The organism is Serratia sp. HNCC26DJ206, assembly GCF_057180605.1.
In genome coordinates this window covers 25,473-49,667 of the sequence record NZ_JBXUGP010000008.1, presented here as the reverse complement: position 1 = coordinate 49,667, position 24,195 = coordinate 25,473, and the positions used below count along the sequence as shown (strand labels likewise).

The 24,195-nt window shown below is 57.0% G+C and carries 21 protein-coding genes; 14 read left to right on the top strand and 7 right to left on the bottom strand.

The window, feature by feature from the left end; all coding sequences use genetic code 11:
* Positions 1-86 precede the first annotated feature (86 nt).
* The 4 genes from ftsY (at position 87) to rpoH (ending at position 4,231) form a co-directional block, all read left to right on the top strand.
* Entirely contained in the window at positions 87-1,439 is a 1,353-nt protein-coding gene (gene ftsY, locus AC2A1E_RS07080; protein WP_484383164.1) for a signal recognition particle-docking protein FtsY, read from the top strand.
* Positions 1,440-1,444: 5 nt separating this feature from the next.
* Positions 1,445-2,116: a cell division ATP-binding protein FtsE gene (gene ftsE / locus AC2A1E_RS07075; RefSeq protein ID WP_484383163.1), complete on the top strand. Its 672-nt coding sequence runs from the start codon at positions 1,445-1,447 to the stop codon at positions 2,114-2,116.
* The gene (gene ftsX / locus AC2A1E_RS07070; protein WP_459400878.1) at positions 2,106-3,059 is read left to right on the top strand and encodes a permease-like cell division protein FtsX; all 954 of its coding nucleotides are present in this window, start codon (positions 2,106-2,108) and stop codon (positions 3,057-3,059) included. Before ftsE ends, ftsX begins: the two co-directional genes overlap by 11 nt.
* Positions 3,060-3,373: 314 nt before the next feature.
* Positions 3,374-4,231, top strand: coding sequence for an RNA polymerase sigma factor RpoH (rpoH, locus tag AC2A1E_RS07065; protein WP_459400879.1), 858 nt, complete (start codon positions 3,374-3,376; stop codon positions 4,229-4,231).
* Between the two features lie 228 nt (positions 4,232-4,459).
* Here the strand turns inward: rpoH and AC2A1E_RS07060 are convergent, their stop codons facing one another.
* Genes AC2A1E_RS07060 through panM form a run of 3 tightly spaced genes read right to left on the bottom strand, consistent with a single transcriptional unit; the run spans position 4,460 to position 8,086 of the window.
* Positions 4,460-6,499: a hypothetical protein gene (locus AC2A1E_RS07060; RefSeq protein ID WP_484383162.1), complete on the bottom strand. Its 2,040-nt coding sequence runs from the start codon at positions 6,497-6,499 to the stop codon at positions 4,460-4,462.
* Positions 6,486-7,697 carry a DUF3142 domain-containing protein gene (locus AC2A1E_RS07055; RefSeq protein WP_484383161.1) on the bottom strand — a complete coding sequence of 404 codons (1,212 nt, stop codon included), beginning with the start codon at positions 7,695-7,697 and terminating at the stop codon, positions 6,486-6,488. The genes AC2A1E_RS07060 and AC2A1E_RS07055 overlap by 14 nt, the downstream gene beginning before the upstream one ends.
* A complete protein-coding gene (panM, locus tag AC2A1E_RS07050; protein WP_484383160.1) occupies positions 7,694-8,086 on the bottom strand; it encodes an aspartate 1-decarboxylase autocleavage activator PanM in 393 nt (130 codons plus the stop codon). Before panM ends, AC2A1E_RS07055 begins: the two co-directional genes overlap by 4 nt.
* 600 nt (positions 8,087-8,686) lie before the next feature.
* Here panM and AC2A1E_RS07045 point away from each other — a divergent pair.
* From AC2A1E_RS07045 to AC2A1E_RS07005, 9 genes are all read left to right on the top strand, one after another.
* On the top strand, positions 8,687-9,802 hold the full coding sequence (locus AC2A1E_RS07045; protein WP_459400883.1) for a branched-chain amino acid ABC transporter substrate-binding protein: 1,116 nt from the start codon (positions 8,687-8,689) through the stop codon (positions 9,800-9,802).
* Between the two features lie 238 nt (positions 9,803-10,040).
* The gene (livH, locus tag AC2A1E_RS07040) at positions 10,041-10,967 is read left to right on the top strand and encodes a high-affinity branched-chain amino acid ABC transporter permease LivH (protein WP_459402695.1); all 927 of its coding nucleotides are present in this window, start codon (positions 10,041-10,043) and stop codon (positions 10,965-10,967) included.
* Complete coding sequence (locus AC2A1E_RS07035; protein ID WP_459400884.1) at positions 10,964-12,247, top strand: high-affinity branched-chain amino acid ABC transporter permease LivM; 1,284 nt, start codon at positions 10,964-10,966, stop codon at positions 12,245-12,247. Before livH ends, AC2A1E_RS07035 begins: the two co-directional genes overlap by 4 nt.
* Positions 12,244-13,011 (top strand): high-affinity branched-chain amino acid ABC transporter ATP-binding protein LivG, encoded by a 768-nt coding sequence (gene livG / locus AC2A1E_RS07030; RefSeq protein WP_484383159.1) that lies wholly within the window; start codon positions 12,244-12,246, stop codon positions 13,009-13,011. Before AC2A1E_RS07035 ends, livG begins: the two co-directional genes overlap by 4 nt.
* 4 nt (positions 13,012-13,015) lie before the next feature.
* Entirely contained in the window at positions 13,016-13,717 is a 702-nt protein-coding gene (livF, locus tag AC2A1E_RS07025; RefSeq protein ID WP_459400886.1) for a high-affinity branched-chain amino acid ABC transporter ATP-binding protein LivF, read from the top strand.
* Between the two features lie 216 nt (positions 13,718-13,933).
* Positions 13,934-15,121, top strand: coding sequence for an aminotransferase-like domain-containing protein (locus AC2A1E_RS07020; protein WP_484383158.1), 1,188 nt, complete (start codon positions 13,934-13,936; stop codon positions 15,119-15,121).
* A 182-nt stretch (positions 15,122-15,303) separates the two neighbouring features.
* Positions 15,304-16,041, top strand: a complete 738-nt coding sequence (ugpQ, locus tag AC2A1E_RS07015; RefSeq protein WP_484383246.1) for a glycerophosphodiester phosphodiesterase — start codon at positions 15,304-15,306, stop codon at positions 16,039-16,041.
* Between the two features lie 103 nt (positions 16,042-16,144).
* On the top strand, positions 16,145-17,101 hold the full coding sequence (locus AC2A1E_RS07010; protein ID WP_459400888.1) for an AEC family transporter: 957 nt from the start codon (positions 16,145-16,147) through the stop codon (positions 17,099-17,101).
* Between the two features lie 142 nt (positions 17,102-17,243).
* Positions 17,244-18,104 (top strand): carboxylate/amino acid/amine transporter, encoded by an 861-nt coding sequence (locus AC2A1E_RS07005; protein WP_484383157.1) that lies wholly within the window; start codon positions 17,244-17,246, stop codon positions 18,102-18,104.
* Between the two features lie 4 nt (positions 18,105-18,108).
* Here the strand turns inward: AC2A1E_RS07005 and metR are convergent, their stop codons facing one another.
* On the bottom strand, positions 18,109-19,059 hold the full coding sequence (gene metR, locus AC2A1E_RS07000) for an HTH-type transcriptional regulator MetR (protein ID WP_484383156.1): 951 nt from the start codon (positions 19,057-19,059) through the stop codon (positions 18,109-18,111).
* Between the two features lie 105 nt (positions 19,060-19,164).
* Between metR and metE the strand changes: the two genes are divergently transcribed.
* The gene (gene metE / locus AC2A1E_RS06995) at positions 19,165-21,441 is read left to right on the top strand and encodes a 5-methyltetrahydropteroyltriglutamate--homocysteine S-methyltransferase (RefSeq protein ID WP_484383245.1); all 2,277 of its coding nucleotides are present in this window, start codon (positions 19,165-19,167) and stop codon (positions 21,439-21,441) included.
* Positions 21,442-21,498: 57 nt separating this feature from the next.
* Here the strand turns inward: metE and AC2A1E_RS06990 are convergent, their stop codons facing one another.
* The 3 genes from AC2A1E_RS06990 to AC2A1E_RS06980 form a co-directional block, all read right to left on the bottom strand.
* Positions 21,499-22,161: a B3/B4 domain-containing protein gene (locus AC2A1E_RS06990; protein WP_484383155.1), complete on the bottom strand. Its 663-nt coding sequence runs from the start codon at positions 22,159-22,161 to the stop codon at positions 21,499-21,501.
* 82 nt (positions 22,162-22,243) lie between these two features.
* On the bottom strand, positions 22,244-23,041 hold the full coding sequence (locus tag AC2A1E_RS06985) for an AraC family transcriptional regulator (RefSeq protein ID WP_484383154.1): 798 nt from the start codon (positions 23,039-23,041) through the stop codon (positions 22,244-22,246).
* A gap of 64 nt (positions 23,042-23,105) precedes the next feature.
* The gene (locus AC2A1E_RS06980) at positions 23,106-23,942 is read right to left on the bottom strand and encodes a dienelactone hydrolase family protein (protein ID WP_484383153.1); all 837 of its coding nucleotides are present in this window, start codon (positions 23,940-23,942) and stop codon (positions 23,106-23,108) included.
* Positions 23,943-24,195 lie beyond the last annotated feature (253 nt).

Sequence of the window (24,195 nt, the reverse complement as noted above, 5' to 3'; positions counted from 1 at the left end):
TGCGTGTTGCTGTGCGAGGGAAAGTGATAGACTCGGCGGATTAATTTTTGCATTGGCAAGCTATTGGTACGGAGTAGGGTTAATAGATGGCAAAAGATAAGAAACGTGGGTTTTTCTCCTGGCTGGGCTTCGGCCAACAGGAAGAAAAGCAGCAACAACCTGAGCCAGCCGCAGAGCAAGAGGAGCATCAGGTTGCAGAAACTCCGGTTGCCCCCAAACTGGACGACAAGCTTCCCGCTCAGGAATCCGAGCCAGCCGATCTCAACGATACCCCTGGGGAGTGGGATGCCGGCCAGAATGGCGAACCGATTGCCGAAAATATCCCGGCGCTGATCGAACACAGTGCTGCGGTAGAAGAGCCCGCCCCAGCCCAAGCGATCGAGCCCCTTATTGAACCGGTGGCAGAGGTGGTTGAACCTGAGCCAGAGCCGGTTGCAATCATGGCAGAGATCGAAGCCCCGGCAGAAATCCCCGAATTACTGGCCCCGGCGGTGACGCAGGAGCAGGAACGCCCGAGCAAAGAGGGCTTTTTTGCCCGCCTGAAGCGCAGCCTGCTGAAAACCAAACAGAATCTGGGTTCTGGTTTTATCGGCCTGTTCCGTGGCAAAAAGATCGACGACGAACTGTTCGAAGAGTTGGAAGAACAACTGCTGATTGCCGACGTCGGCGTGGAAACTACGCGTAAAATCATCGAATCTCTTACCCAGCATGCCAGCCGTAAGCAGTTGAATGACGCCGAGGCGCTGTACGGCAAGCTGAAAGAAGAGATGTCAGACATTCTGGCGAAGGTGGATCAACCGTTGGACGTTGGCGGTAAAACGCCGTTTGTCATCCTGATGGTTGGCGTTAACGGCGTGGGTAAAACCACCACCATCGGCAAAATGGCGCGTCAGTTCCAGGCCGAAGGCAAGTCGGTGATGCTGGCAGCAGGCGATACCTTCCGTGCCGCCGCGGTTGAGCAGTTGCAGGTCTGGGGTGAGCGCAACCGCATTGCGGTAGTGGCCCAGCATACCGGTGCCGATTCCGCCTCGGTGATCTTCGACGCCGTACAGGCTGCTAAAGCGCGCAATATCGACGTGCTGATCGCTGATACCGCTGGCCGCTTGCAGAACAAAGCGCACCTGATGGAAGAGCTGAAGAAGATCGTGCGCGTCATGAAAAAACTGGACGAGCAGGCCCCTCATGAGGTTATGCTGACCCTGGATGCCAGCACCGGGCAGAACGCGGTCAATCAGGCGAAATTATTTAATGAAGCCGTAGGTTTAACCGGTATTACGCTGACTAAACTGGATGGTACCGCCAAAGGCGGGGTGATTTTCTCCATCGCCGATCAGTTCGGTATCCCGATCCGTTATATCGGCGTTGGCGAAGGCATTGAAGATTTGCGGCCGTTTAAGGCTGACGATTTTATTGAGGCACTTTTTGCCCGAGAGGATTAATACGGATGATTCGCTTTGAACAGGTCAGTAAAGCTTATCTGGGCGGACGGCAGGCGCTGCAAGGGGTAGATTTCCATCTGCGCCCGGCGGAGATGGCGTTTCTGACCGGCCATTCCGGCGCTGGGAAAAGTACCCTGCTGAAACTGATTTGTGGTATCGAACGGCCGAGCGCGGGGCATATCTGGTTCGGCGGGCATGATATCAGCCGCTTGAAAAGCCGCGAAGTACCCTTCCTGCGCCGGCAGATCGGCATGATTTTTCAGGATCACCATTTGCTGCTGGATCGCACGGTGTACGACAACGTGGCGATGCCGCTGGTGATCGCCGGTGCCAGCACCGAAGACATTCGCCGCCGCGTGTCGGCTGCGCTGGATAAGGTTGGGCTGCTGGATAAAGCGAAGAACTTCCCGATCCAGCTTTCTGGCGGCGAGCAGCAGCGCGTCGGCATTGCCCGCGCGGTGGTGAACAAACCCGCCGTCCTGCTGGCGGATGAACCGACCGGTAACCTGGATGATGCGCTGTCGGAAGGCATTTTGCGCCTGTTTGAAGAATTTAACCGCGTTGGGGTCACGGTGCTGATGGCTACCCACGACACCGGGCTGATTGCGCGCCGCAACTACCGCATCCTGACGCTGAGCCAAGGCCGCATGGCCGGAGGGATGCATCATGGCGAATAACGCAAAAACGGCCAAGAGCAAGGCACTGCGCGGCGGCTGGCGTGAACAGTGGCGCTACGCCTGGATGAACGCTATCGCGGATATGCTGCGCCAACCCTTGGCAACGCTGCTGACGGTGATGGTGATCGCTATCTCCCTGACGTTACCCAGCGTCTGTTACATCGTATGGAAAAACGTCAGCACGGCAGCCACCCAGTGGTATCCGACGCCGCAGTTGACGGTCTATCTGGATAAATCCCTCGACGATGACGCGGCGGTGAAAGTGCTGGACGCCATCAAGGCGGAAGCGGGCGTGGAGAAGGTGAATTACCTGTCGCGTGAAGAAGCGCGCGGTGAGTTCCGCAACTGGTCCGGTTTTGGCGGTGCGCTGGATATGCTGGAAGAGAACCCGCTGCCCGCGGTCGCTATTATCACGCCGAAGATGAGTTTCCAGAGCTCCGATACGCTCAATACCCTGCGCGATCGCGTCGCAGCGGTGCACGGTGTGGACGACGTGCGGATGGACGACAGCTGGTTTGCCCGCTTGGCGGCGCTGACCGGTTTGGTGGGCCAGGTAGCGGCGATGATCGGCGTGCTGATGATCGTGGCAGTGTTCCTGGTGATTGGTAACAGCGTGCGTCTGAGCATCTTCAGCCGCCGTGATACCATCAACGTGATGAAGCTGATTGGCGCGACCGATGGCTTTATTCTGCGCCCGTTCCTGAACGGCGGTGCGATGCTCGGCTTCTTTGGTGCCCTGTTCTCGCTGATCCTGTCTGGGGCGCTGGTGTGGAAGCTGGAATCGGTGGTCACCAGCGTGGCAAAAGTGTTCGGCACTACCTTTACTCTGCACGGCTTGGGCTGGGACGAAGCCCTGTTGTTACTGCTGATTGCCGCCATGATTGGCTGGGTTGCCGCCTGGTTGGCCACAGTGCAACATTTACGCCGATTTACACCACAATAAATGATTTTTTGATATACTCTTCTCCTGCTGCGTCCCACCGTGTTGCGGGAGAAGAGCACTCAAACAGCAAGTTATCCAGCCTCTTTTCAATAACGCACAAATTTCCTATTATTCTGAGCTTTCGTCACGTATTGTCATTAGCGTTGCGAGCGAAAAATATGGAACTTATAGGGTAGAGCACGGTCGAAAATGGCAGCAAATGTTAAGGTGCCCGGCGTGTGGAACCGCTTTTGCAACAGCAATAGCCATAAGATCAATAACTCCCCCGCCGTAAAATCATCTGCATGATCTGTTTTATCAAGAGAGGGTTTTGAATGACCAAAGAAATGCAAACTTTAGCCTTAGTCCCACAGGGCAGCTTGGAAGCCTATCTGCGGGCAGCCAACACCTATCCGATGCTGACGGCAGAGGAAGAGCGGGAATTGGCTGAACGGCTGCATTATCAGGGCGATCTGGAAGCAGCTAAGTTGCTCATCCTGTCCCACCTGCGCTTTGTTGCTCATATTGCCCGTAACTATTCAGGATATGGGTTGCCGCAGGCAGACCTGATCCAGGAAGGGAATATCGGCCTGATGAAGGCGGTGCGCCGCTTCAATCCAGAAGTGGGTGTGCGCCTGGTGTCCTTTGCCGTGCACTGGATCAAGGCAGAAATTCACGAATACGTGCTGCGTAACTGGCGCATTGTCAAAGTGGCCACCACCAAGGCACAGCGCAAGCTGTTCTTTAACCTGCGCAAAAACAAACAGCGTCTGGGCTGGTTTAACCAGGATGAAGTGGAGCTGGTGGCGCGTGAACTGGGTGTAACCAGTAAAGACGTGCGCGAGATGGAATCCCGCATGGCCGCACAGGATATGACCTTTGACCCAACGCCGGAAGACGAAGGGCGCGATGGTCAGGCAATGGCGCCGGTGCTGTATTTGCAGGATAAAAGCTCAGACTTTGCCGAAGGCATTGAGGAAGATAACTGGGAAAGCAGTGCCGCAGACAAACTGGCCTTCGCGCTGGAAGGTCTGGACGAGCGCAGCCAGCATATCATCCGCGCCCGTTGGCTGGACGATGACAACAAGTCCACGTTGCAGGAGCTGGCCGATCAGTACGGTGTTTCCGCCGAACGTGTGCGCCAGCTTGAAAAGAACGCCATGAAGAAGCTGAAGATGGCGATCGAAGCGTAATTCTGCTCCGCGCATTGCAAAAGCCCGGTCTGTGTTAACAGCCGGGCTTTTGAGGTTGATGACAAAGTCGCCTTCTAGCCCGAGATACCCGGGTCTAGCGCACCGAGGGGCACTCCGACGGCTTACGCCGTTACGACCCCTTCGGCACGCTCCCCCTAATAACCAGCTTTGTCAGCCGTCTGAAAAGCCCGGTCTGTGTTAACAGCCGGGCTTTTCTGTTTCTGGCGTTTATTTGGCTACGGCGGCAAACTCCGGTGCCGGGCAGTTATAGCCAAATCGGCTTGACCAGTCGTATTGAGCCCCTGTTTTGGTGTAACGCTGATAGAGCGCTCGCCCGGTTTTGGCATCGCGCGCTATCACCCAGCTTGCGGCGTTGCACAGCACGGCGGCATAGGCTTGGCTTTTTGGTGGCAAGAGATCGGCCGCAAGCTGTGCCAGCGCCACGGCCTGCCAGCGATAGTGCAGGAAACGGTTATCCGCCGCTGGCAGAGATTTGGCAGCACGTACCGCCTCAGCGGCGCTGATCCAACTCTTGTGTTTTAGCTCGCGGGTATCAAAGGCATCCCCAAGATAGGAGTAGCCCGCGCCGTAAATGGCGTAATCCGGCGTCATTTCGTAGCCAGTGAATTCCAACCCTTGTTCGCGCAGTAACGCCGCCGCCTGATAGTAGGCTTTGGCGCGAGTGGTTTTGTCGCCGGTCTTATCCTGCGCCACTTTCAAACGTTCGGCAAATTCCTGCGCAGCTTGGCCATAGTTCGGAATGGCAAAGTAATTTACCGCTTCCTGATAACGCCCGGCACGCATCATCCGCCGTGCCAGCAGTTCGCGCAACTGTACTTCCGGCGTGAGCTGTTGGCCATTGTACTCATCAGGCTTAACCGGTTGCAGCGGCGTGGTGGGCGCAGGGGCATGTTTATCGACAAAGCCTTTCAACTCATCAATGGTCAGCACCCGCTCGGCGATATCGGCGACGTCTGCCCAGTAATTCTCTTTGCCACGGTACATCAACCCCATCGCTTGCAGGTAATCACCCCGGTTCAGCGCCAGAATGGCCTGTTCACCGGCCACCCGGCACTCGGGGATGATCATCTCATTGGCGAAATCCCCATCATATTGTGGCCCCCAGCTTTCGTCAGAAGGGAACGCCGCTGCGGCTTTGGCATAGGCGGCGGTGGCGGCCTTGACGTTGCCGTCACGCAGCGCCATCTTGGCGCGCAACCACCAGGCCAAACCGCTGTCCCCGGCGTTTTTCAGCAGGCTAGCGGCCATCGGGTAGTTCCCGGAACGATAGGCCAATGCCGCCAATCGATCGCTACCGGCAAAACCGCGTTGTACCGATTCATTGAGCAGTGCCAGGATCGGATCAATGACCTGCTTGGTATTGTCGTATGGCTGCACGTTAGCGCTGCGGGCGAACAGTTCGATGGTGACCAACTGCTGGACCAGCGGATCGTGAATCGCCTGCTTGAGCGCTTCCAAGTGGTTCGGGTTGACCAGATAGCTGGAGATATATTGCAATGACAAACCGCCATCGCTATCACCCTGTGCCGCCTGTTGTGCATATAACTGCACCGCAGCGGTCATCTCACCCTGCCACAGGTGAATTCGCGCCTGCTGGCCCAGGCTGCTTAACGCCAGCTGATCGGGATCGGCCTCGCCGTTTTTCACTTGGTCGATCACCTGCTGGAAAGCTGCAATAGCCTTATCAAGCTGCGCTCTCTCTGGGTGTTTCACCACCGGAGTGGCTGAGCCGTCGACGTTTTCCGGCGTGCCGTGGTCATTCATCCATAGCCGCCCGAGCGAGTATTGTGCCCGTAACCCCCAATCGCCCCGATCGGCCGCTGGCAGCGCCAGAACCTGCTTGAAGTATTCGGCTGCACGGGGATCTTCCGCCGCAAAAGCCACCGCGCCCAAGGTGTACAGGCGCGCTGCGTTGGAGAGCGCTTGTGCGTCAACTGCACTGGCTTGCTCAACGGTCTTGCTGGCGCGCATTTGGTTGATTGCCTGCTCCTGAGGCGATTGCGGCATCGGTTTTGGCGGGGTTTCTGGTGCCGGTTCTTTCCACCGCGGCAATTGTTTGTCTACCGCGACCAACCTGCTGGTTTCGAATGCGAAATTACCTTCTGGCATATACAGCAGGGTGCTGTTGCGATTGAGCAGTAAACGGTTGGGGAAATCCGGTCCGCAGGCTTGGCCGCTCAAAGGGATAACTAACGCAGCGGCAATCAGCGATGCGAGTGGAAGAGTACGCAAATCATGGGACGACATAAGTGCCTCCTGGCGTGATCTGTTGGCAGCGTAGCCAGCCTAATGGGCGTGATTGCCCGGCGCGTAGCTGATCGCCGCTGATGCGGATAAAGTGTTGTTGCTGTGCCGTGGTTTCCAGCCGGTAATTAGCCACCGCATCGGCCGCCAGGCAACGGCTGGCGTTAATGACGATCTCGCGGGGGAGCGGGGCATCTACCGGCCCATCATTCTGAATAAGCAGATCATACAACCCATTTTGCTGTGGCAGAAATTTTACCTGCCAACTGACGGTAAGCGGTTGGTTACCGATCACTGCTCGCAGCGTGGCGAGTGACCAGGCGCGGCGATCGCCCTCCAGCGGCAGGCGGAACCAGATGATACCGCGCAATCGTGGTGGGTTGAGCGTGGCAAGCTGATGCAGAAAATCGGCCACCTGCTGGGGCGCAACGGTGAGTTCCTGCGTGCTGCCCGCCACGCGTACAGAAGCCTCGCTTTCCACCTGTGCGCCCTGCGCGTCAAAACCCACCAGGCCCATACCGTAAGCGGGCAGCGCCACGCGGAAGGGGTTGCGGCTGATGCGGGCATACTGGTTGACCCAGCGCAGGGCCAGCGAGCCATCGAACAAGCCTTGCTCTGGGGATAACACCGCATGCACTTGTAGCACCGAACTGTCGGCCTGCTGTAACACATCGGGTAACGCCGGAGAGCCGATCCAGGCGGGCAGAGCGGTGATCCCCAGTTGCAATGAGGCAGGAAGCTGCTGGCGCAGTTGCTGTAGAAAATGCCGGTATTCCGGCAGCCGCGCGGTGGCGGCATCGTGATCGATCTCCACACCGATGACCGGCAACCCGGCGGCCTGCCAGCGTTGCAACTGTTGCAGCAGACGTTGGCGGATTGCCGCTTCATCCAGCTGCTTCAATTGCCCATCCAGGCGCACCACCAGCCACAGCGGGCGGCCATCCTGCTTCAGCAGTGGCATATTGACCTGGATCTCGCGGTAGCCTTCACGCGGATGCACCTGTAGGCCCAGAACGCGCAGGGTAGAGAACAGGTCACGGCTGGCGGCCAGCGCGCTGGCATGTTGTGGCGTCCAGACTCTTTGCCACAGGTAAACCTGCTGATCCCAGGCAGGATGCAGCCGCAATGCCTGATAGCGGCCAGCCAGCCCTGCGGCTAGCGCCAGCAACAATATGGCTGCCAAGGCGACCCAACGCTTCATTTCTGCCAGAGATCGCCCTGTGCGGAGAAGCCACAGGCACGCATAAAGTTCTCTACTTCACCGCGTTCACGCGGGCTTAATCCGGCGGTGGAGAGCTGCCAGCGTAACGCCTGCGGTAATTGACGCTGGGTATCCTGTACCAGATACAACCCAACGCCACGGCGGCGTGTCACTTCGCGCACCATCAGATCGTGCAGTTGCGCGCTATCGTTCAACAGCTCAATTTTTACCGCCCCCAGCAGGCGCTCATTAAACCGTGCGGCGAACAGTGCTTTGCCATCTTGCAGCCAGGCTTGCCACTCTGCCGGTTGCTGGTGTGGCCAGATTTTGCCAAGGTCAATCAGGTCTTGCGCGGATAACGTGGTCAGTCGCTCAATGGTCAGTTTCATGCAAAATTTCCACCCGATATAGAGAGTTTGGACAGTGTAATAGATCTTGCATATACCCGTCGCCCTTCAAGATGCAGGGGTGTTGGCTGCCTTCGTTCACCCCAGTCACTTGACTTCTGTAAGCTCCTGGGGCTTCGCTCAGTTGCCGCCTACCTGTATCCCGAAGTAACTTGGGTATAGAGCGTTGTGTAAGTTTTTCTGTACGACGACTGCGTAAAATGTTTTTTGCAGCCAGCATTTTCCGAGTAAAAAATTAGTTACTGGCTTGTTAACCAGCACAATGCGCTGCGCCATATCGAATCTAGCGTAGAATTAATCCAGATTTTATTCTGTTTACACCGCTTGTTTCTGAGCATGAGAGTTGATTTGCAGAAGAAAATTCCTGTTTAATGGCATGAAAAGTAAAGTCTTATTAGAAAATATTGTCGAGAATACACCTAAATCATTATTACTTATAGATAAAAGCCGTATACCCTGCATACCTTAAGCCGCTGACGCATTTGCTGCCTGGCTGCAGTTTCGGGCAATAAAGGGTATACATTGAACTAGGTACGGCAAACACCACGGGCAAACTCACAACGATAGATGGGGATTATGCGGATGAAATTAACAAAGGGTAAAGCGCTGCTGGCTGGTTGTATCGCGATGGCCATGGGCCATGTCGCGATGGCGAAAGACATCAAAGTGGCGATCGTGGGTGCGATGTCTGGCCCGGTGGCGCAGTACGGTGATATGGAGTTCACCGGCGCACGTCAGGCGATTGCCGACATCAACGCTAAAGGTGGCATCAAAGGGGATAAGCTGGTTGGCGTAGAATACGACGATGCTTGTGACCCGAAACAGGCCGTTGCGGTGGCTAACAAGGTGATCAACGACGGTATCCGTTACGTGATCGGCCATCTGTGCTCCTCTTCAACCCAGCCTGCGTCAGATATCTATGAAGACGAAGGTTTGATCATGATCACCCCGGCGGCGACCAACGCCGATCTGACCACCCGTGGTTACAAAATGATCATGCGCACCACCGGCCTGGATTCCGATCAGGGCCCAACCGCAGCGAAATACATCCTCAACGATATTAAACCGAAGCGCATTGCCGTGGTGCACGACAAGCAGCAGTACGGTGAAGGCTTGGCGCGCTCGGTGCGTGACAGCCTGAAAAAGCAGGGCACTGAAGTGGTGATGTTTGAAGGCGTTACCGCCGGTGACAAAGATTTCTCTACTCTGGTGGCGCGCCTGAAGAAAGAGAACGTTGATTTCGTCTACTTTGGTGGTTACTACCCAGAGATGGGGCAGATCCTGCGCCAGGCCAAGCAGGCTGGCCTGACTACCCGCTTTATGGGGCCGGAAGGCGTGGGTAACTCTTCGCTGTCTAACATCGCCGGTGCTGCGTCTGAAGGCATGCTGGTGACCCTGCCGAAACGCTACGATCAGGTTCCTGCCAACCAGCCGATTGTTGATGCGCTGAAGGGCAAGAAACTGGATCCAACCGGGCCGTTCGTCTGGACCACCTACGCCGCGTTGCAATCGCTGGTGACTGGGATGGAGCGCAGCGGCAGCCAGGAGCCTGCGGATATCGTCAAAGATCTCAAAACTGGCAAACCGGTGGAAACCGTCATGGGGCCACTGAGCTGGGATGAGAAGGGCGATCTGAAAGGCTTCGAATTCGGCGTGTTCGAATGGCATGCTGATGGTTCATCAACGCCAATTAAATAAGCCATAATAATATTCAGTATGCCAATGCTTAAGGTGGCGCCCCCTCTCCCTGTGGGAGAGGGCCAGGGTGAGGGGCAATGGCTACGCTAAGATCCCCTCGCCCTAACCCTCTCTTTCTAAAAGGAGAGGGTTAGCCTTAATTGAAATATCTACAAGCCGGGCACTCCCGGTGCCTGCCGTGTTAGCAGGCCGTTGGGCCGATATTTACGGCCGCGACAACACCTTAAAAGGTCAGAGTATGTCAGAGCAGTTTCTCTATTTTCTGCAACAGATGTTCAACGGTGTCACGTTGGGCAGCACCTATGCATTGATTGCCATCGGTTACACCATGGTTTACGGCATTATCGGCATGATCAACTTCGCCCACGGCGAGGTGTATATGATCGGCAGTTATGTCTCATTTATCGTTATCGCCGCCCTGATGATGATCGGGATCGACGTGGGCTGGCTGCTGATCGGCTGCGCCTTCTTGGTCTCTATCGTGATTGCCAGCGCCTACGGTTGGAGCATTGAGCGCGTGGCCTATAAGCCGGTGCGCAACTCCAAGCGCCTGATCGCGCTGATTTCCGCCATCGGGATGTCGATATTCCTGCAAAACTACGTCAGCCTGACGCAGGGCTCACGCGATGTGGCGCTGCCGAGCCTGGTCACCGGCCAGTGGGTGCTCGGCGAAAGCAACGGCTTTGCTGCCACCATCAGCACTATGCAGCTCATCATTTGGATCGTGACCTTCCTCGCCATGCTGGCGTTGACGATGTTTATCCGTTATTCGCGTATGGGCCGTGCTTGCCGCGCCTGTGCAGAGGATTTGAAGATGGCCAGCCTGCTGGGCATCAACACCGATCGGGTGATTTCGCTGACCTTCGTTATCGGTGCCATCATGGCGGCGGTAGCCGGGGTGCTGCTTGGGCAGTTCTACGGCGTGATTAACCCGTACATCGGCTTTATGGCCGGGATGAAAGCCTTCACCGCCGCCGTGCTGGGCGGGATCGGCAGCATTCCGGGGGCGATGATCGGCGGGCTGGTGCTGGGCGTGGCCGAAGCGCTCACTTCGGCTTATTTAAGTACCGAATACAAAGACGTGGTGTCTTTTGCACTGCTGATCGTGGTGTTGCTGGTGATGCCGACCGGCATTCTTGGGCGTCCGGAGGTTGAGAAAGTATGAAACTCGATCTGCTTAACGCCATCATTGCCACGGTAGTGCTGTTTATCATGGCGTCCTTCCTTATGGGGATGCAACTGAGCCTCGACGGCACCAAGCTGGTAGTACACGGCGCTGCTGAAGTGCGCTGGATGTGGATTGGCATCGGCTGCGTGGTGGTGTTCTTCTTCCAACTGCTGCGCCCGCTGATGCAGCAGGGGCTGAAAAAGGTTTCCGGCCCTTCGTTCGTTTTACCGAGCTTTGACGGCACCACCACGCGCCAGAAACTGCTGGCGGCGGTGCTCATCATCGCAGCGGTGGTCTGGCCGTTTCTGGTTTCGCGTGGCACGGTGGATATCGCCACCCTGACGCTGATTTACGTGATGCTCGGCCTGGGCCTGAACGTGGTGGTCGGCCTTTCCGGCCTGCTGGTGCTGGGTTACGGCGGTTTTTACGCCATCGGCGCTTATACCTATGCGTTGCTGAACCACTATTACGGCCTGGGATTCTGGGAAAGCCTGCCGCTGGCAGGCATGGTGACGGCTGTCTTTGGCTTTATTCTCGGCTTCCCGGTGTTGCGCCTGCGCGGTGACTATCTGGCGATCGTCACGCTCGGTTTCGGCGAGATCGTGCGTATTCTGCTGCTGAACAACACCGAGATTACCGGTGGCCCGAACGGCATCAGCCAGATCCCGAAACCGACCTTCTTCGGCTTGGAGTTTAGCCGCAGCGTGCGTGACGGCGGCTGGGATACCTTCCATAACTTTTTTGGCCTGCAATACGATCCCGGCGATCGCATCGTGTTCCTGTATCTGGTGGCGCTGCTGTTGGTGATCCTGACGCTGTTTGTGATCAACCGCCTGCTGCGCATGCCGCTGGGGCGCGCTTGGGAAGCGCTGCGCGAAGATGAGATCGCCTGCCGATCGCTCGGCCTTAGCCCGGCCAAGATTAAGCTGACTGCTTTCATCATCAGCGCCGCGTTTGCCGGTTTTGCCGGAACGCTGTTCGCTGCGCGCCAAGGTTTTGTCAGCCCGGAATCCTTCACCTTTGTTGAATCGGCCTTTGTGTTGGCGATCGTGGTGCTGGGTGGGATGGGTTCGCAGTTTGCGGTGATCCTGGCGGCGATCCTGCTGGTGGTTTCCCGTGAGCTGATGCGTGATTTGAATGAATACAGTATGTTGCTGCTGGGCGCACTGATGGTATTGATGATGATTTGGCGGCCACAAGGCCTGTTGCCGATGAAGCGGCCACAGCTGAAGCTGAAAGTGGCAGAGATCAAGTCAGCGAAGGGGGAGCAGGCATGAGCACTCAACCTTTACTGGCGGTTGAAGGGCTGTCGATGCGTTTTGGCGGTCTGTTGGCGGTCAACAACGTGGCCCTGAAGCTGAATGAGGGTGAGATCGTTTCTCTGATCGGCCCGAACGGCGCGGGGAAAACCACGGTGTTCAACTGCCTGACCGGCTTCTATCGCCCAACCGGCGGCACCATCAAACTGCGCGATCGCCACTTGGAAGGGCTTTCCGGCCAGAAGATTGCGCGTATGGGCGTGGTGCGTACCTTCCAGCATGTGCGGCTGTTCCGCGAAATGACAGTGGTGGAAAACCTGCTGGTGGCGCAGCATCAGCACCTGAAAAGCGGCGTGTTTGCCGGTTTGCTGAAAACCCCGGCGTTCCGCCGTGCCGAAGCCGATGCGCTGGAACGGGCGATGGTATGGTTGGAGCGCGTCGGCCTGTTGGAAATGGCCAACCGTTCGGCGGGTAACCTGGCCTATGGCCAGCAACGGCGGCTGGAAATTGCCCGCTGCATGGTGACGCGCCCAGAACTGCTGATGCTCGATGAACCGGCGGCGGGCCTGAACCCGAAAGAAACCGACGAGCTGGATCACCTGATCGTGGAACTGCGCAACCAGCATAAGGTGTCGGTGCTGTTGATTGAGCACGACATGAAGCTGGTGATGGGGATTTCCGATCGCATCTATGTGGTCAATCAGGGAACCCCGTTGGCGCACGGCACTCCGGCAGAAATCCGCAATAACCCGGATGTGATCCGGGCCTATCTGGGCGAATAAACATATGTTGTCATTTAATCAGGTTTCCGCCCATTACGGCAAAATCCAGGCGCTGCATCAGGTCAGCCTGAATATTCAGCAGGGTGAGATCGTCACTCTGATCGGTGCCAACGGTGCCGGTAAAACCACGCTGCTCGGCACGCTATGCGGTGAGCCGCGTGCCAGCGAAGGCACCATCCAACTGCTGGATCAGGACATTACCCAGTGGCAGACCGCGCGCATTATGCGTGAGGCAGTGGCGATCGTACCCGAAGGGCGGCGGGTGTTTTCCCGCATGACGGTGGAAGAGAATCTGGCGATGGGCGGCTTCTTTGCCACCCGCGATCAGTACCAGCAGCGCATTGAACGAGTGTTCAGCCTGTTCCCGCGCCTGCTGGAACGCCGCAACCAGCGTTCCGGCACCATGTCCGGCGGTGAACAGCAGATGTTGGCGATTGGCCGCGCGCTGATGAGCCAGCCGAAGCTGCTGTTGCTCGACGAGCCTTCGCTCGGGCTGGCACCGATCATCATCCAGCAGATTTTCGACATCATCCAGCAACTGCGCGAAGAGGGGATGACCATCTTCCTGGTGGAGCAAAATGCCAATCAGGCGTTAAAGCTGGCAGATCGTGGTTATGTACTGGAAAACGGCCGCGTGGTGTTGGAAGATACAGGAGCCGCATTGTTAGCAAACGAAGCAGTGAGATCGGCGTATCTGGGCGGCTAATTCGCCAAACACAGGTTGAACTTCACATATAGTGGCGCAATAGATTGTGATTACGCTCCCTCTCCCTTAGGGAGAGGGCCGGGGTGAGGGGCTTGGCACAATGTCATATCCCTCACCTTAACACTCTCTGCGAAAGAGAGGGTTAAGGTCAGTCTTGGCTCGGTGGTATCAAACAACAGATTGCGCTCATACTTTTAACGATTACGAGAATAACCAATGAAAACAGAAGGACTCCTCGCGCAGCGCATGGTGAAGGTAAAAAGCTCGGCAATCCGTGAATTGCTCAAGCACAGTAAAATGGAAAATGTCATTTCGCTGGCGGGTGGCATTCCCTCTGATGCGCTGTTTGATTTCGAAGGACTGAGTATTGCCACACAGCAGGCGATTACCGAACAGGCAAAAAGTGCTTTTCAGTATGGCTTGACCGAAGGCAGCTACCTGCTGCGTGAACGCATCTGCACCCTGTGTACCGAACGCGGCGTCAGCGCCAAACCGGAAGACGTGCTGGTCACTGCCGGTTCTCAACAGGCGTTGGATCTGGTGATGCGCGCGGTGGTTAACCCCGGCGATGTGTTTGTGGTAGAACGCCCGACCTATCTGGCGGCATTGCAGACGCTGGAGCTGGCGGAAGCCAACGTTATGTCGGTCTCTTCCGACAGCGATGGCATGGTAGTGGAAGAACTGGCGGAACTGCTGAAAACCCAGAAAATCAAAGGGGTATACGTGGTGCCGAACTTCGGCAACCCGACCGGCCTGACCCTGAGTGCCGCACGCCGTGAGCAACTGGTGAAGCTGGCTGCCGAGCATAATTTCCTGATTGTGGAAGATGACCCGTACGGCGAGCTGCGCTTTACCGACGAGCGCAATGCTACGCTGTATCAGGTTTCACAGCAGCTTCTGGGCCATGCCGATAACATTATCTACACCTCGACGTTCTCCAAGATCCTGGCACCGGGCCTGCGCTTGGGTTGGGTTATCCTGCCGCCGTTCCTGCTGCACAAGATCGCGATCATCAAGCAGGCGGCAGATCTGCACGCCAGCTCGCTGTCGCAGAGTATTGCGGAGTGCTATCTGGGCCTGAACCGTTTACCGGCACAGATCGAGAAGATCCGCGCGGCCTATAAGCAGAAATGCGGCATTTTGGCCGGGTTGGTGGAAAAAGAGCTGGGTGATGTAATCAGCTTTGATATGCCAAAAGGCGGTATGTTCCTGTGGGCGCGTTTCCGCCAGCCGTTTAACGCCACCGAATGGCTGAAAACCACGCTGGATCAGGGCGTGGTGTTTGTGCCGGGCGAGTATTTCTTCTCCGATAAGCCGGATCACTCCACGTTCCGCCTGTCGTTCGCAACTGCTACCGAGCAGCAGATGCAGGAAGCCGTCGCCCGCCTGCGCCGCGCGCTGTAATCTCTTTGCGGCGGCGTGGAGCATTCCATGCCGCCGACATCAAATCGCCATCTGTGTTTCATTCTTCCATTATCCCTGCTTGTTTAACGAAACCTTGCCGCCAGCGGGCAGCCGGTTATATTTACAGTTGCCTGCGTAGGTACTGCATTTTTTGATACTCATAGCGGATTAAGGATGGAATGATGACCACGGCCTGGCCTTACCCTCATATTGCTGCTCATCGCGGTGGCGGTTCTTTGGCACCGGAAAATACCCTGGCGGCGATCGATGTCGGCGCACGTCACGGCCACAAGATGATCGAATTCGACGCCAAACTGGCGCAGGACGGGCAGATCTTCCTGCTGCATGACGATACGCTCGATCGCACCAGCAACGGCTGGGGCGTGGCGGGCGATCTGCCGTGGGAAAAGCTGGAACAGCTAGACGCCGGTAACTGGTATAGCGCGGCATTTAAGGGTGAACGCCTGCCGCTGTTGGCGGACGTGGCCGAGCGTTGTAAACAGCATGGTCTGATGGCCAATATCGAAATCAAACCGACGCTCGGCGTGGAAGACGAAACCGGCCGCGAGGTAGCCTTGGCGGCGCGTCTGCTGTGGCAAGGGCAAACCGACCCGCTGCTGTCTTCATTTTCTGTTGAAGCACTGGCAGCGGCGCAGCGCGCGGTGCCGGAACTGCCACGCGGGCTGCTGCTGGATGAGTGGGATGACCATTGGCGCGAACTGACCGAACGGCTTGCCTGTGTTTCGATACATCTCAATCACAACGTGCTGACTGCCGAGCGGGTAAACATGCTGAAAGACGCTGGGTTGCGTATTCTGGTGTATACCGTCAACAGCCCTGAGCGCGCGCGTTTATTGTTGAACTGGGGCGTTGACTGCATTTGTACCGACCGGATAGATTTAATAGGCCCGGATTTTTAATGGTTAATGGGGCACCGTTTGTTGTGCCCAGCAATAATCCGTCGGCGCTCATTAAATCTTGCGACGTCAGCCCCTTTGCCGCCGCGCCACCGGAAGGGATGCGATGTCTGCTTTTATTTTTTCACTGTGGCACCAGATAGTGCTGTCTTTGCCATTATTTGTGCTGATCGTGCTGGGATATGGTCTGATCCGCTGGGGTAAATGGCCAGCCAGTATCACCGACGGCCTGACCCGCTTCGTGTTTTCTCTCGCTCTGCCCGCCATGCTGTTCCGCATGATGTGTGATTTCTCGCAACGCCCAGCGGTGGATGCCCGGTTGCTGATCGCTTTCTTTGGTAGTTGCCTGATCGTCTTTGTCATCGGCCGTATTACGGCTAAGCGAGTATTCAAGCTGGACGGAGTGTCCGGTTCGGTGTTCGCGCTGGGCGGCATTTTTTCCAATAACGTGATGCTTGGTCTGCCGATCGCCAGCGTGATGCTTGGGGAGGCGGCAATTCCGTCGGTGGCTTTGGTGCTGGTGTTCAACGGTCTGATCCTGTGGACGCTGGTGACCATCTCTATCGAATGGGCGCGCAACGGTTCACCCACGCTGCACGGTTTTATCAAGACGGCACGCAGCGTGCTGACTAACCCGCTGATTATCGGCATCCTCTCCGGCACGCTGTTCAGTCTGACCGGGTTGCCGCTGCCGGTGTTTGTCGATCAGCCGGTCAGTATGCTCGGCCAGGTGGCGGCACCGCTGTCGCTGGTGGTGCTCGGTATGGGCCTGGCGGAATATCCGATCAGTGAAGGCTGGAAACTGAGCAGCGCCATCTGTTTCCTCAAACTGTTGGTGCAGCCAATGGTGATCTGGCTGCTGGCCTGGGCGATGGATTTACCGCCGATGGAAACTCACGTGGTGGTATTGCTGGGTTCCATGGCAGTGGGCGTGAACGTTTATCTGATGTCACGCCAGTTCAACGTGCTTACCGGCCCAGCCGCCACCAGCCTGGTGATGTCCACCGCATTGGCGGCGATCACCACCCCGTTGATTCTCACCATTATGGGTGTGCGGGTGTAGTCAGTGGCTGCAATAGGAAAGCCCAGCGGTACGATGTTGCACGTTGGGCTGTTTTTTGTACAAACGTCAACCACCTTTCCGTCACGTTGCTTCTCACCTTCCGTTACAATCGCCTTTTCCGATCTTTTAGGGTGAATTTGACGTGTGGCTTCTGGTTATTACCACCATTTTATGGGCATTTTCTTTCAGCCTGATAGGCGAGTATCTGGCGGGTCATGTCGATAGCTGGTTTTCGGTGCTGATGCGCGTCGGGTTGGCAGCGCTGGTGTTTCTGCCATTCCTGCGCTGGCGCAATATCCCACTGAAAGTGATCCTGCTGTATATGCTGGTGGGGGCGTGCCAGCTTGGCATTATGTACCTGCTCAGTTTCCGCGCCTTTATGTACCTGACGGTGCAGGAATTCCTGCTGTTCACCGTGTTGACGCCGCTGTATATCACGCTGATCTATGACCTGATCAGCCGCCGCCGCCTGCGTTGGGGCTATGTGTTCAGCGCGCTGTTAGCGGTGCTGGGCGCGGCGATCATCCGTTATCACCAGTTGAGCGAGCATTTCTGGTTCGGGCTGCTGCTGGTGCAGGCGGCGAATATCAGCTTTGCCATCGGCATGGTGGGCTATAAACGGCTGATGGAGGTGCACCCGTTGCCGCAGCATACGGCGTTTTCCTGGTTCTATCTGGGGGCGCTGGCGGTGGCGGTGATCGCCTGGTGCCTGTGGGGCAACCCGCACCAACTGCCGACCACTAGCCTGCAATGGGGCATTCTGGTATGGCTGGGCGTGGTGGCTTCCGGGCTGGGTTACTTTATGTGGAACTACGGCGCAACGCAGGTGGATGCTGGCACACTCGGCATTATGAACAACATGCATGTGCCCGCCGGGCTGCTGGTTAATCTGGCGATCTGGCAGCAGCAACCGCACTGGACCAGCTTTATCATCGGCGGCGCGGTGATTGTAGCTTCGCTGTGGGTGCATCGCCGCTGGGTGTCTCCGCAGGCCACCCAGTGATGGCTTAAACCTGGGGCGCCAGCGGTTTGGCGTTGATAAAACCCGCGCCGGGCCGGGCGGCATCGCGCACAAACGGCAGATGATCGCAGGCGTGTTGTCGGGCGGAGCGGATAAAGGCTTCGATCACCGCCTGGCGCTGTTCGCCGTCGCGCACGGCGGCGTATAACCGGTTCCACAGGCCATCGCCCAGGGTTTTGGTTACCACCAGGCCCTGGCGTTCAAAACTTTCCACCACCCAGTGCGGTAACGCGGCGATCCCCATGCGTGCCGACACCATCTGAATCAACAGCAACGTGTTGTCGACGCTTTTCAGCGTTGGGCTGACGCCTGCCGGTTGCAGAAAATGCCGCCAGATATCCAGCCGCTGGCGCTGCACCGGGTAAATCATCAGCGTTTCATCGCACAAATCTTCCGGTTCAATGCGCGGTTTGTTGGCCAGCGGATGATCGGGCGCCAGCACCAGCCGCACCTCAAAATCGAACATCGGCGAATAGTGCAGCCCGCTGCGCGGCAGGATATCGGAAGTGAGCACCACATCCAGTTCGCCCTGCTGCAAGGCAGGTTGCGGATCGAAAGTGACACCGGATTTGAAATCCATCACCACCTGCGGCCAGCTCTGGTGGAAACTGTCCAGCGCCGGAGTGAGCCACTGGATGCAACTGTGGCACTCGATGGCAATGCGCAGCGTGGCCTGATGCGGTTCGTGGCACGCCTGTAGCGCCTGCTGGATCTGCGGCAACACTCGTTCAGCCAACTGCAACAGGATCTCGCCCTGTGCGCTAAAGCGCAGCGGCTGGCTTTTACGAACGAACAGCTTAAAGCCCAGGCGCTGTTCCAAATCGCTGAACTGATGCGAAAGCGCAGATTGTGTCTGATGAAGTTGCGCGGCGGCGGCGGCCAGCGAGCCGGTATTACGCAATGCCTGCAGCGTCCTTAGGTGTTTCAGTTCGATCATGAGAATCCTTCACAGTGACAGTGAACATATTGCGCTTGTGGTTGATACAGTACCTGCGGATTATAGATGTGTAAACATCTGGACGGCTAAATGGGAAATATGACGATGACAATTCTGAATCACACACTGGGTTTTCCACGCGTTGGTCTGCGTCGTGAACTGAAAAAAGCGCAAGAAAGTTACTGGGCAGGCAATTCAACGCAGGAAGAACTGCTGGCGGTTGGCCGCGAGCTGCGTGCTCGCCACTGGCAACAACAACAGCAAGCCGGGGTGGATTTGGTGCCGGTTGGCGATTTCGCCTGGTACGATCACGTGCTGACCACCAGCCTGCTGCTGGGCAACGTCCCGGCGCGTCACCAGAATAAAGATGGCTCCATCGACTTGGATACGCTGTTCCGCATCGGCCGTGGCCGCGCACCCAGCGGCGAACCGGCGGCAGCGGCAGAAATGACCAAATGGTTTAACACCAACTATCACTACATGGTGCCTGAGTTTACTCAAGGCCAGCAGTTCACACTGAGCTGGACCCAACTGCTGGAGGAAGTTGATGAAGCGCTGGCACTGGGCCACCAGGTCAAGCCGGTGCTGCTGGGGCCGGTAACCTATCTGTGGCTGGGCAAAGTGAAAGGCGAAGCGTTCGATCGCCTTTCGCTGCTGAACGATATTCTGCCGGTATATCAGCAAGTGCTGGCGGAACTGGCCAAGCGCGGTATTGAGTGGGTGCAGATCGACGAACCCGCGTTGGTGCTGGAATTGCCGCAGGCCTGGCTGGATGCCTTCAAACCGGCTTACACGGCGCTGCAAGGCCGGGTTAAGCTGTTGCTGACCACCTATTTTGACAGTGTGGGCCACAACCTCGACGCTATTCGTGCTTTGCCAGTGCAAGGGCTGCATGTGGATCTGGTGGCAGGCCATGATGATATTGCCGCACTGCACAACGCGTTGCCAAAAGAGTGGCTGCTGTCGTTGGGAGTGATCAACGGCCGCAACGTGTGGCGTGCCGATCTGAGCAGTTGGTTTACCCGCCTGCAACCGCTGGTGAACAGCCGCCCGCTGTGGATTGCCAGCTCTTGTTCGCTGCTGCACAGCCCGATCGATCTGAGCGTGGAAACTCGCCTGGATGACGAAGTGAAAAGCTGGTTTGCCTTTGCTTTGCAGAAATGTGCGGAACTGGCGTTGCTGAGTACGGCCTTGAATGCACCAGGGGCCGACAAGCAGGCCGAACTGGACGCTTACAGCGCGCCTATCCGCGCCCGTCGCCAGTCCAGCCGCGTGCATAATGCGCAGGTGGAACAGCGCCTTGCCGCCATCACTGCCAAAGATAGTGAGCGCCAGCGCCCGTATCAGCAGCGTGCTCAGGCCCAGCGCGATCGTTTTAACCTGCCAGCTTGGCCGACCACCACTATCGGCTCCTTCCCACAAACCACCGAGATCCGCGGCCTGCGTCTCGATTTCAAACAGGGCCGCCTGGACAGTAAAAATTACCGCACCAGCATTGGTGAACACATCAAGCAGGCGATCGCTGAACAGGAACGTTTAGGCTTGGATGTACTGGTACACGGCGAAGCCGAGCGTAATGACATGGTGGAATACTTCGGCGAAAACCTCGACGGCTTTGTATTCACCCAAAACGGCTGGGTGCAGAGCTACGGTTCCCGCTGTGTGAAACCGCCGGTAATTATCGGCGACATCAGCCGCCCGGAGGCGATTACCGTTGAGTGGGCCAAGTTTGCCCAGTCGCTGACCAGCAAACCGGTAAAAGGCATGTTGACCGGCCCGGTAACCATTCTTTGCTGGTCGTTCCCGCGTGAAGACGTGACTCGCGAAGTGATTGCCAAACAGATCGCACTGGCACTGCGTGACGAAGTGGCCGATTTGGAACAAGCCGGTATCGGCATCATCCAGATCGACGAACCGGCCTTGCGTGAAGGCCTGCCGCTGCGCCGCTCGGATTGGGCTGCCTATCTGAACTGGGCGGTGGATGCCTTTAAACTGAACGCCGCCGTGGCGCAGGATGATACCCAGATCCACACCCACATGTGTTACTGCGAGTTCAACGACATCATGGATTCGATCGCAGCGCTGGATGCTGATGTGATCACTATCGAAACCTCACGTTCCGATATGGATCTGCTGGAGGCCTTCAAAGAGTTCGAATATCCGAATGAGATTGGGCCGGGCGTGTACGACATCCATTCGCCGAACGTGCCCAGCGTGGAGTGGATCGAAGCGCTGCTGCGCAAAGCGGCGCAGAACATCCCGGCAGAGCGCCTGTGGGTTAACCCGGACTGCGGCCTGAAAACCCGTGGCTGGCCGGAAACCCGGCAGGCGCTGGCCAACATGGTGCTGGCAGCCCAGCGGCTGCGTGAACTGCAAGCCTAATCCTCAATGCGGTACTAGAGATCTTTTTCCATGGGCGTTTCGGCGCCCTTTTACTGTTCAAAGTGACGTCAGCGTACTGTCGGGCCAGATATGTTGGATTTGCTGCGTCAATGCCGTGCTTAATACGGCAATATCTTCTGCCGCTGTGCCATGCATGGCTTCCATCAGAATCAGGGCCTGCGTGGTGTTGACGGAAACCGCCGAGTAACCGCTTTGCCGATGAGTCCAGCGCCGGGCATGAGCGCGATCGGCGGCGTCTGTAAAGATCACTTCACCGGGGGCCGGACTTTCGGTGGTACCAGAAAAAGTGTGGTAAATCTCGTGTCCTACAGCCTGTCTGACCTGTAGATCCCCGCTGATTTTTTGCCGATCAAAAACGGCAATCGGAATGGCAAATGCCAGTGACAGGGCATTGCACAAATCAATTAATGGGAAAATGGCAGGCAGTGAACCCTCTTTGCGCCAGCGGCGTAGCAGGGATTCTGCCGCACAGCGGTACTGCGTGGGTTTCAGCCCCATGTTGACGAAGGCGCGCCGCCAGGCTTGGATCTCCACCAAGTCGCTTTCGGTGCCGGTGCGCAATCTGATTGCGGCCTGGCGGTTGAAATCTGCCACCGCTTGGCTGACATCGGTCTGTTGATCGACCCCGTCAATCAGCAGGCAACAAGAAGCCAAGGTGGGAAAAGCCGATCTGATACTGCTAGCGTAGGTAAAGTTCATGAATCACCGGAAATGAAATTGAGGTCAGTTGCACGACAGTGGCCTTTATCAATTGCGGTGTCTTGAACGAAATTGCAGCCGATTAACGGCGGCGTTTATGGCTGGCATAGATACCGGGAGAAACGCCTAGCGTCCGGCTGAATTGCCGGGTCATATGGCTTTGATCGGCAAAGCCTGCCGCAGCGGCGCTCTCTGCCAGCGGAGTACCCGCGGCAATCAATCGCCGTGCCAGCTGGATGCGGCGTTGGATTTGGTAAGCGTGCGGTGTGATGCCAGTAACGCGCTGGAAGCTGCGTAACAGTTGAAAGCGGTTTATGCCGCAAAGCTGTGCCAGTTCGGCCAGAGTCACCGGGCTGGCGGGGTCATCGTCAAGGCGTTCCCTGGCGAGCCGAATGGGTGGTGTGGTTTCCTGTGGCTCACTGACGTGGAGCAACCGCGCCAGCAGGATCAGCAATGCTTGTTCCTGCTGGAGATTGTTGTGCGGTGCGCCAGTAATGCTATTGAACAGAATACGGAAACTCCCAGCAGCCTTGGTATCGGTAAGCGCCGGGGATGAAAACTCGCGGTAGTGTGCGTTGCCAGCGGCAAGATCGCCGCTGGCGGCGGCTATCACGGCAGGTTCCAGATAGAGCATACGCCATGAACGCGGCTGCTCACCGATCGGGCGGCCATCATGTACCTCACCAGGATTGACGGTGATGATATCGCCGGGCCCGGCTTCCACCTGCCCGCGCCCACTAAGTGATTTCTGCGCCCCATGCTCCATCAGCCCGATGCCAAACTGCGCGTGAAAATGCTTAGGATAGCGGTGACGGGTAGAAGCGATCACGGCTTCGATTCCGGGTACGGAACAAGGCTGCATGCTGAAAGTCGCCGACATCTGAAACACTCTTTGCGGTTTGTATCAGGGAAAGTGAATCAGGGGCAAGGGCTGCCCCTGACAATTATTTCACACCCACCACGCCGTGCTGGATAAACCAACTGAGCATGCGTTGCCAGCCATCGGCAGAGGCTTCGGCGTGATAACTTGGGCGGTAATCGGCATGGAACGCATGGCCCGCCTCGGGATAAACCACGATCTCGGCATCGGCGTTGGCCGCGCGGATCGCTTGGCGCATGCTTTCCACCGTCTCCAGCGGAATGCTGCCATCCTGGCCGCCATACAGGCCAAGCACCGGCGCGGAGAGATGCGTCGCGATATCAACCGGGTGCTTCGGTGAGTTCAGGGTTTTCTCCCCCACCAGTTTGCCATACCAGGCTACGGCGGCCTTCAACTGCGGGTTATGTGCGGCATACAGCCAGGTGATACGCCCGCCCCAGCAGAAACCGGTGATCGCCAGTTTGTTGGCATCGCCACCGTGACGCGTTGCCCAGTGTGCGGTATGGTCCAGGTCCGCCAGCACCTGTTTGTCCGGCACTTTGCTGACCAGATTTTGCAGAAGATCGCCGATTTCGCTGTAATCTCTGGCATCCCCCTGACGGAAATAGAGTTCCGGGGCAATTGCCAGATAGCCCTGTTTCGCCAGGCGGCGACACAGATCCTGAATATGTTCATGCACGCCGAAAATCTCTTGCACTACCAATATCACCGGGAGCGGCCCTGGGTGATCGGCGGGTTTGGCGATATACGCCGGGAGTTCGTCGCCCTGTGAAGGAATAGTGGTTTCCCCGGTATGGATGCCCTGTTCGTCGGTTTGCATCGTCGATGCGGCTGGCGGTGTCACTGCCGGGGCAAATCCCCCCTGAGCCTGCTTTAATGTTATCTCTTGTTCGGTTTTCATTGCGGTCTCCATGCAATTAATAGAGAAAAGCTCGGGAAGGGTTAACTATAGGAAAGATTACCGCGTATTGGCACCTTGTGGAGCACTTTCAGTCAAGCGGGTGAAAAACGGCAAATTATCCGGCGTTATCACATTTTTACTGTTTCTTTATCATGCTATGTCGGATTTTCGCCTGTGTTTTGGTCATCAAAACGCTAGACGTGTTGCGGTGCTTTATCGGCGGCAGAATCGGTGATCAGCTGCAAGGCCAGCC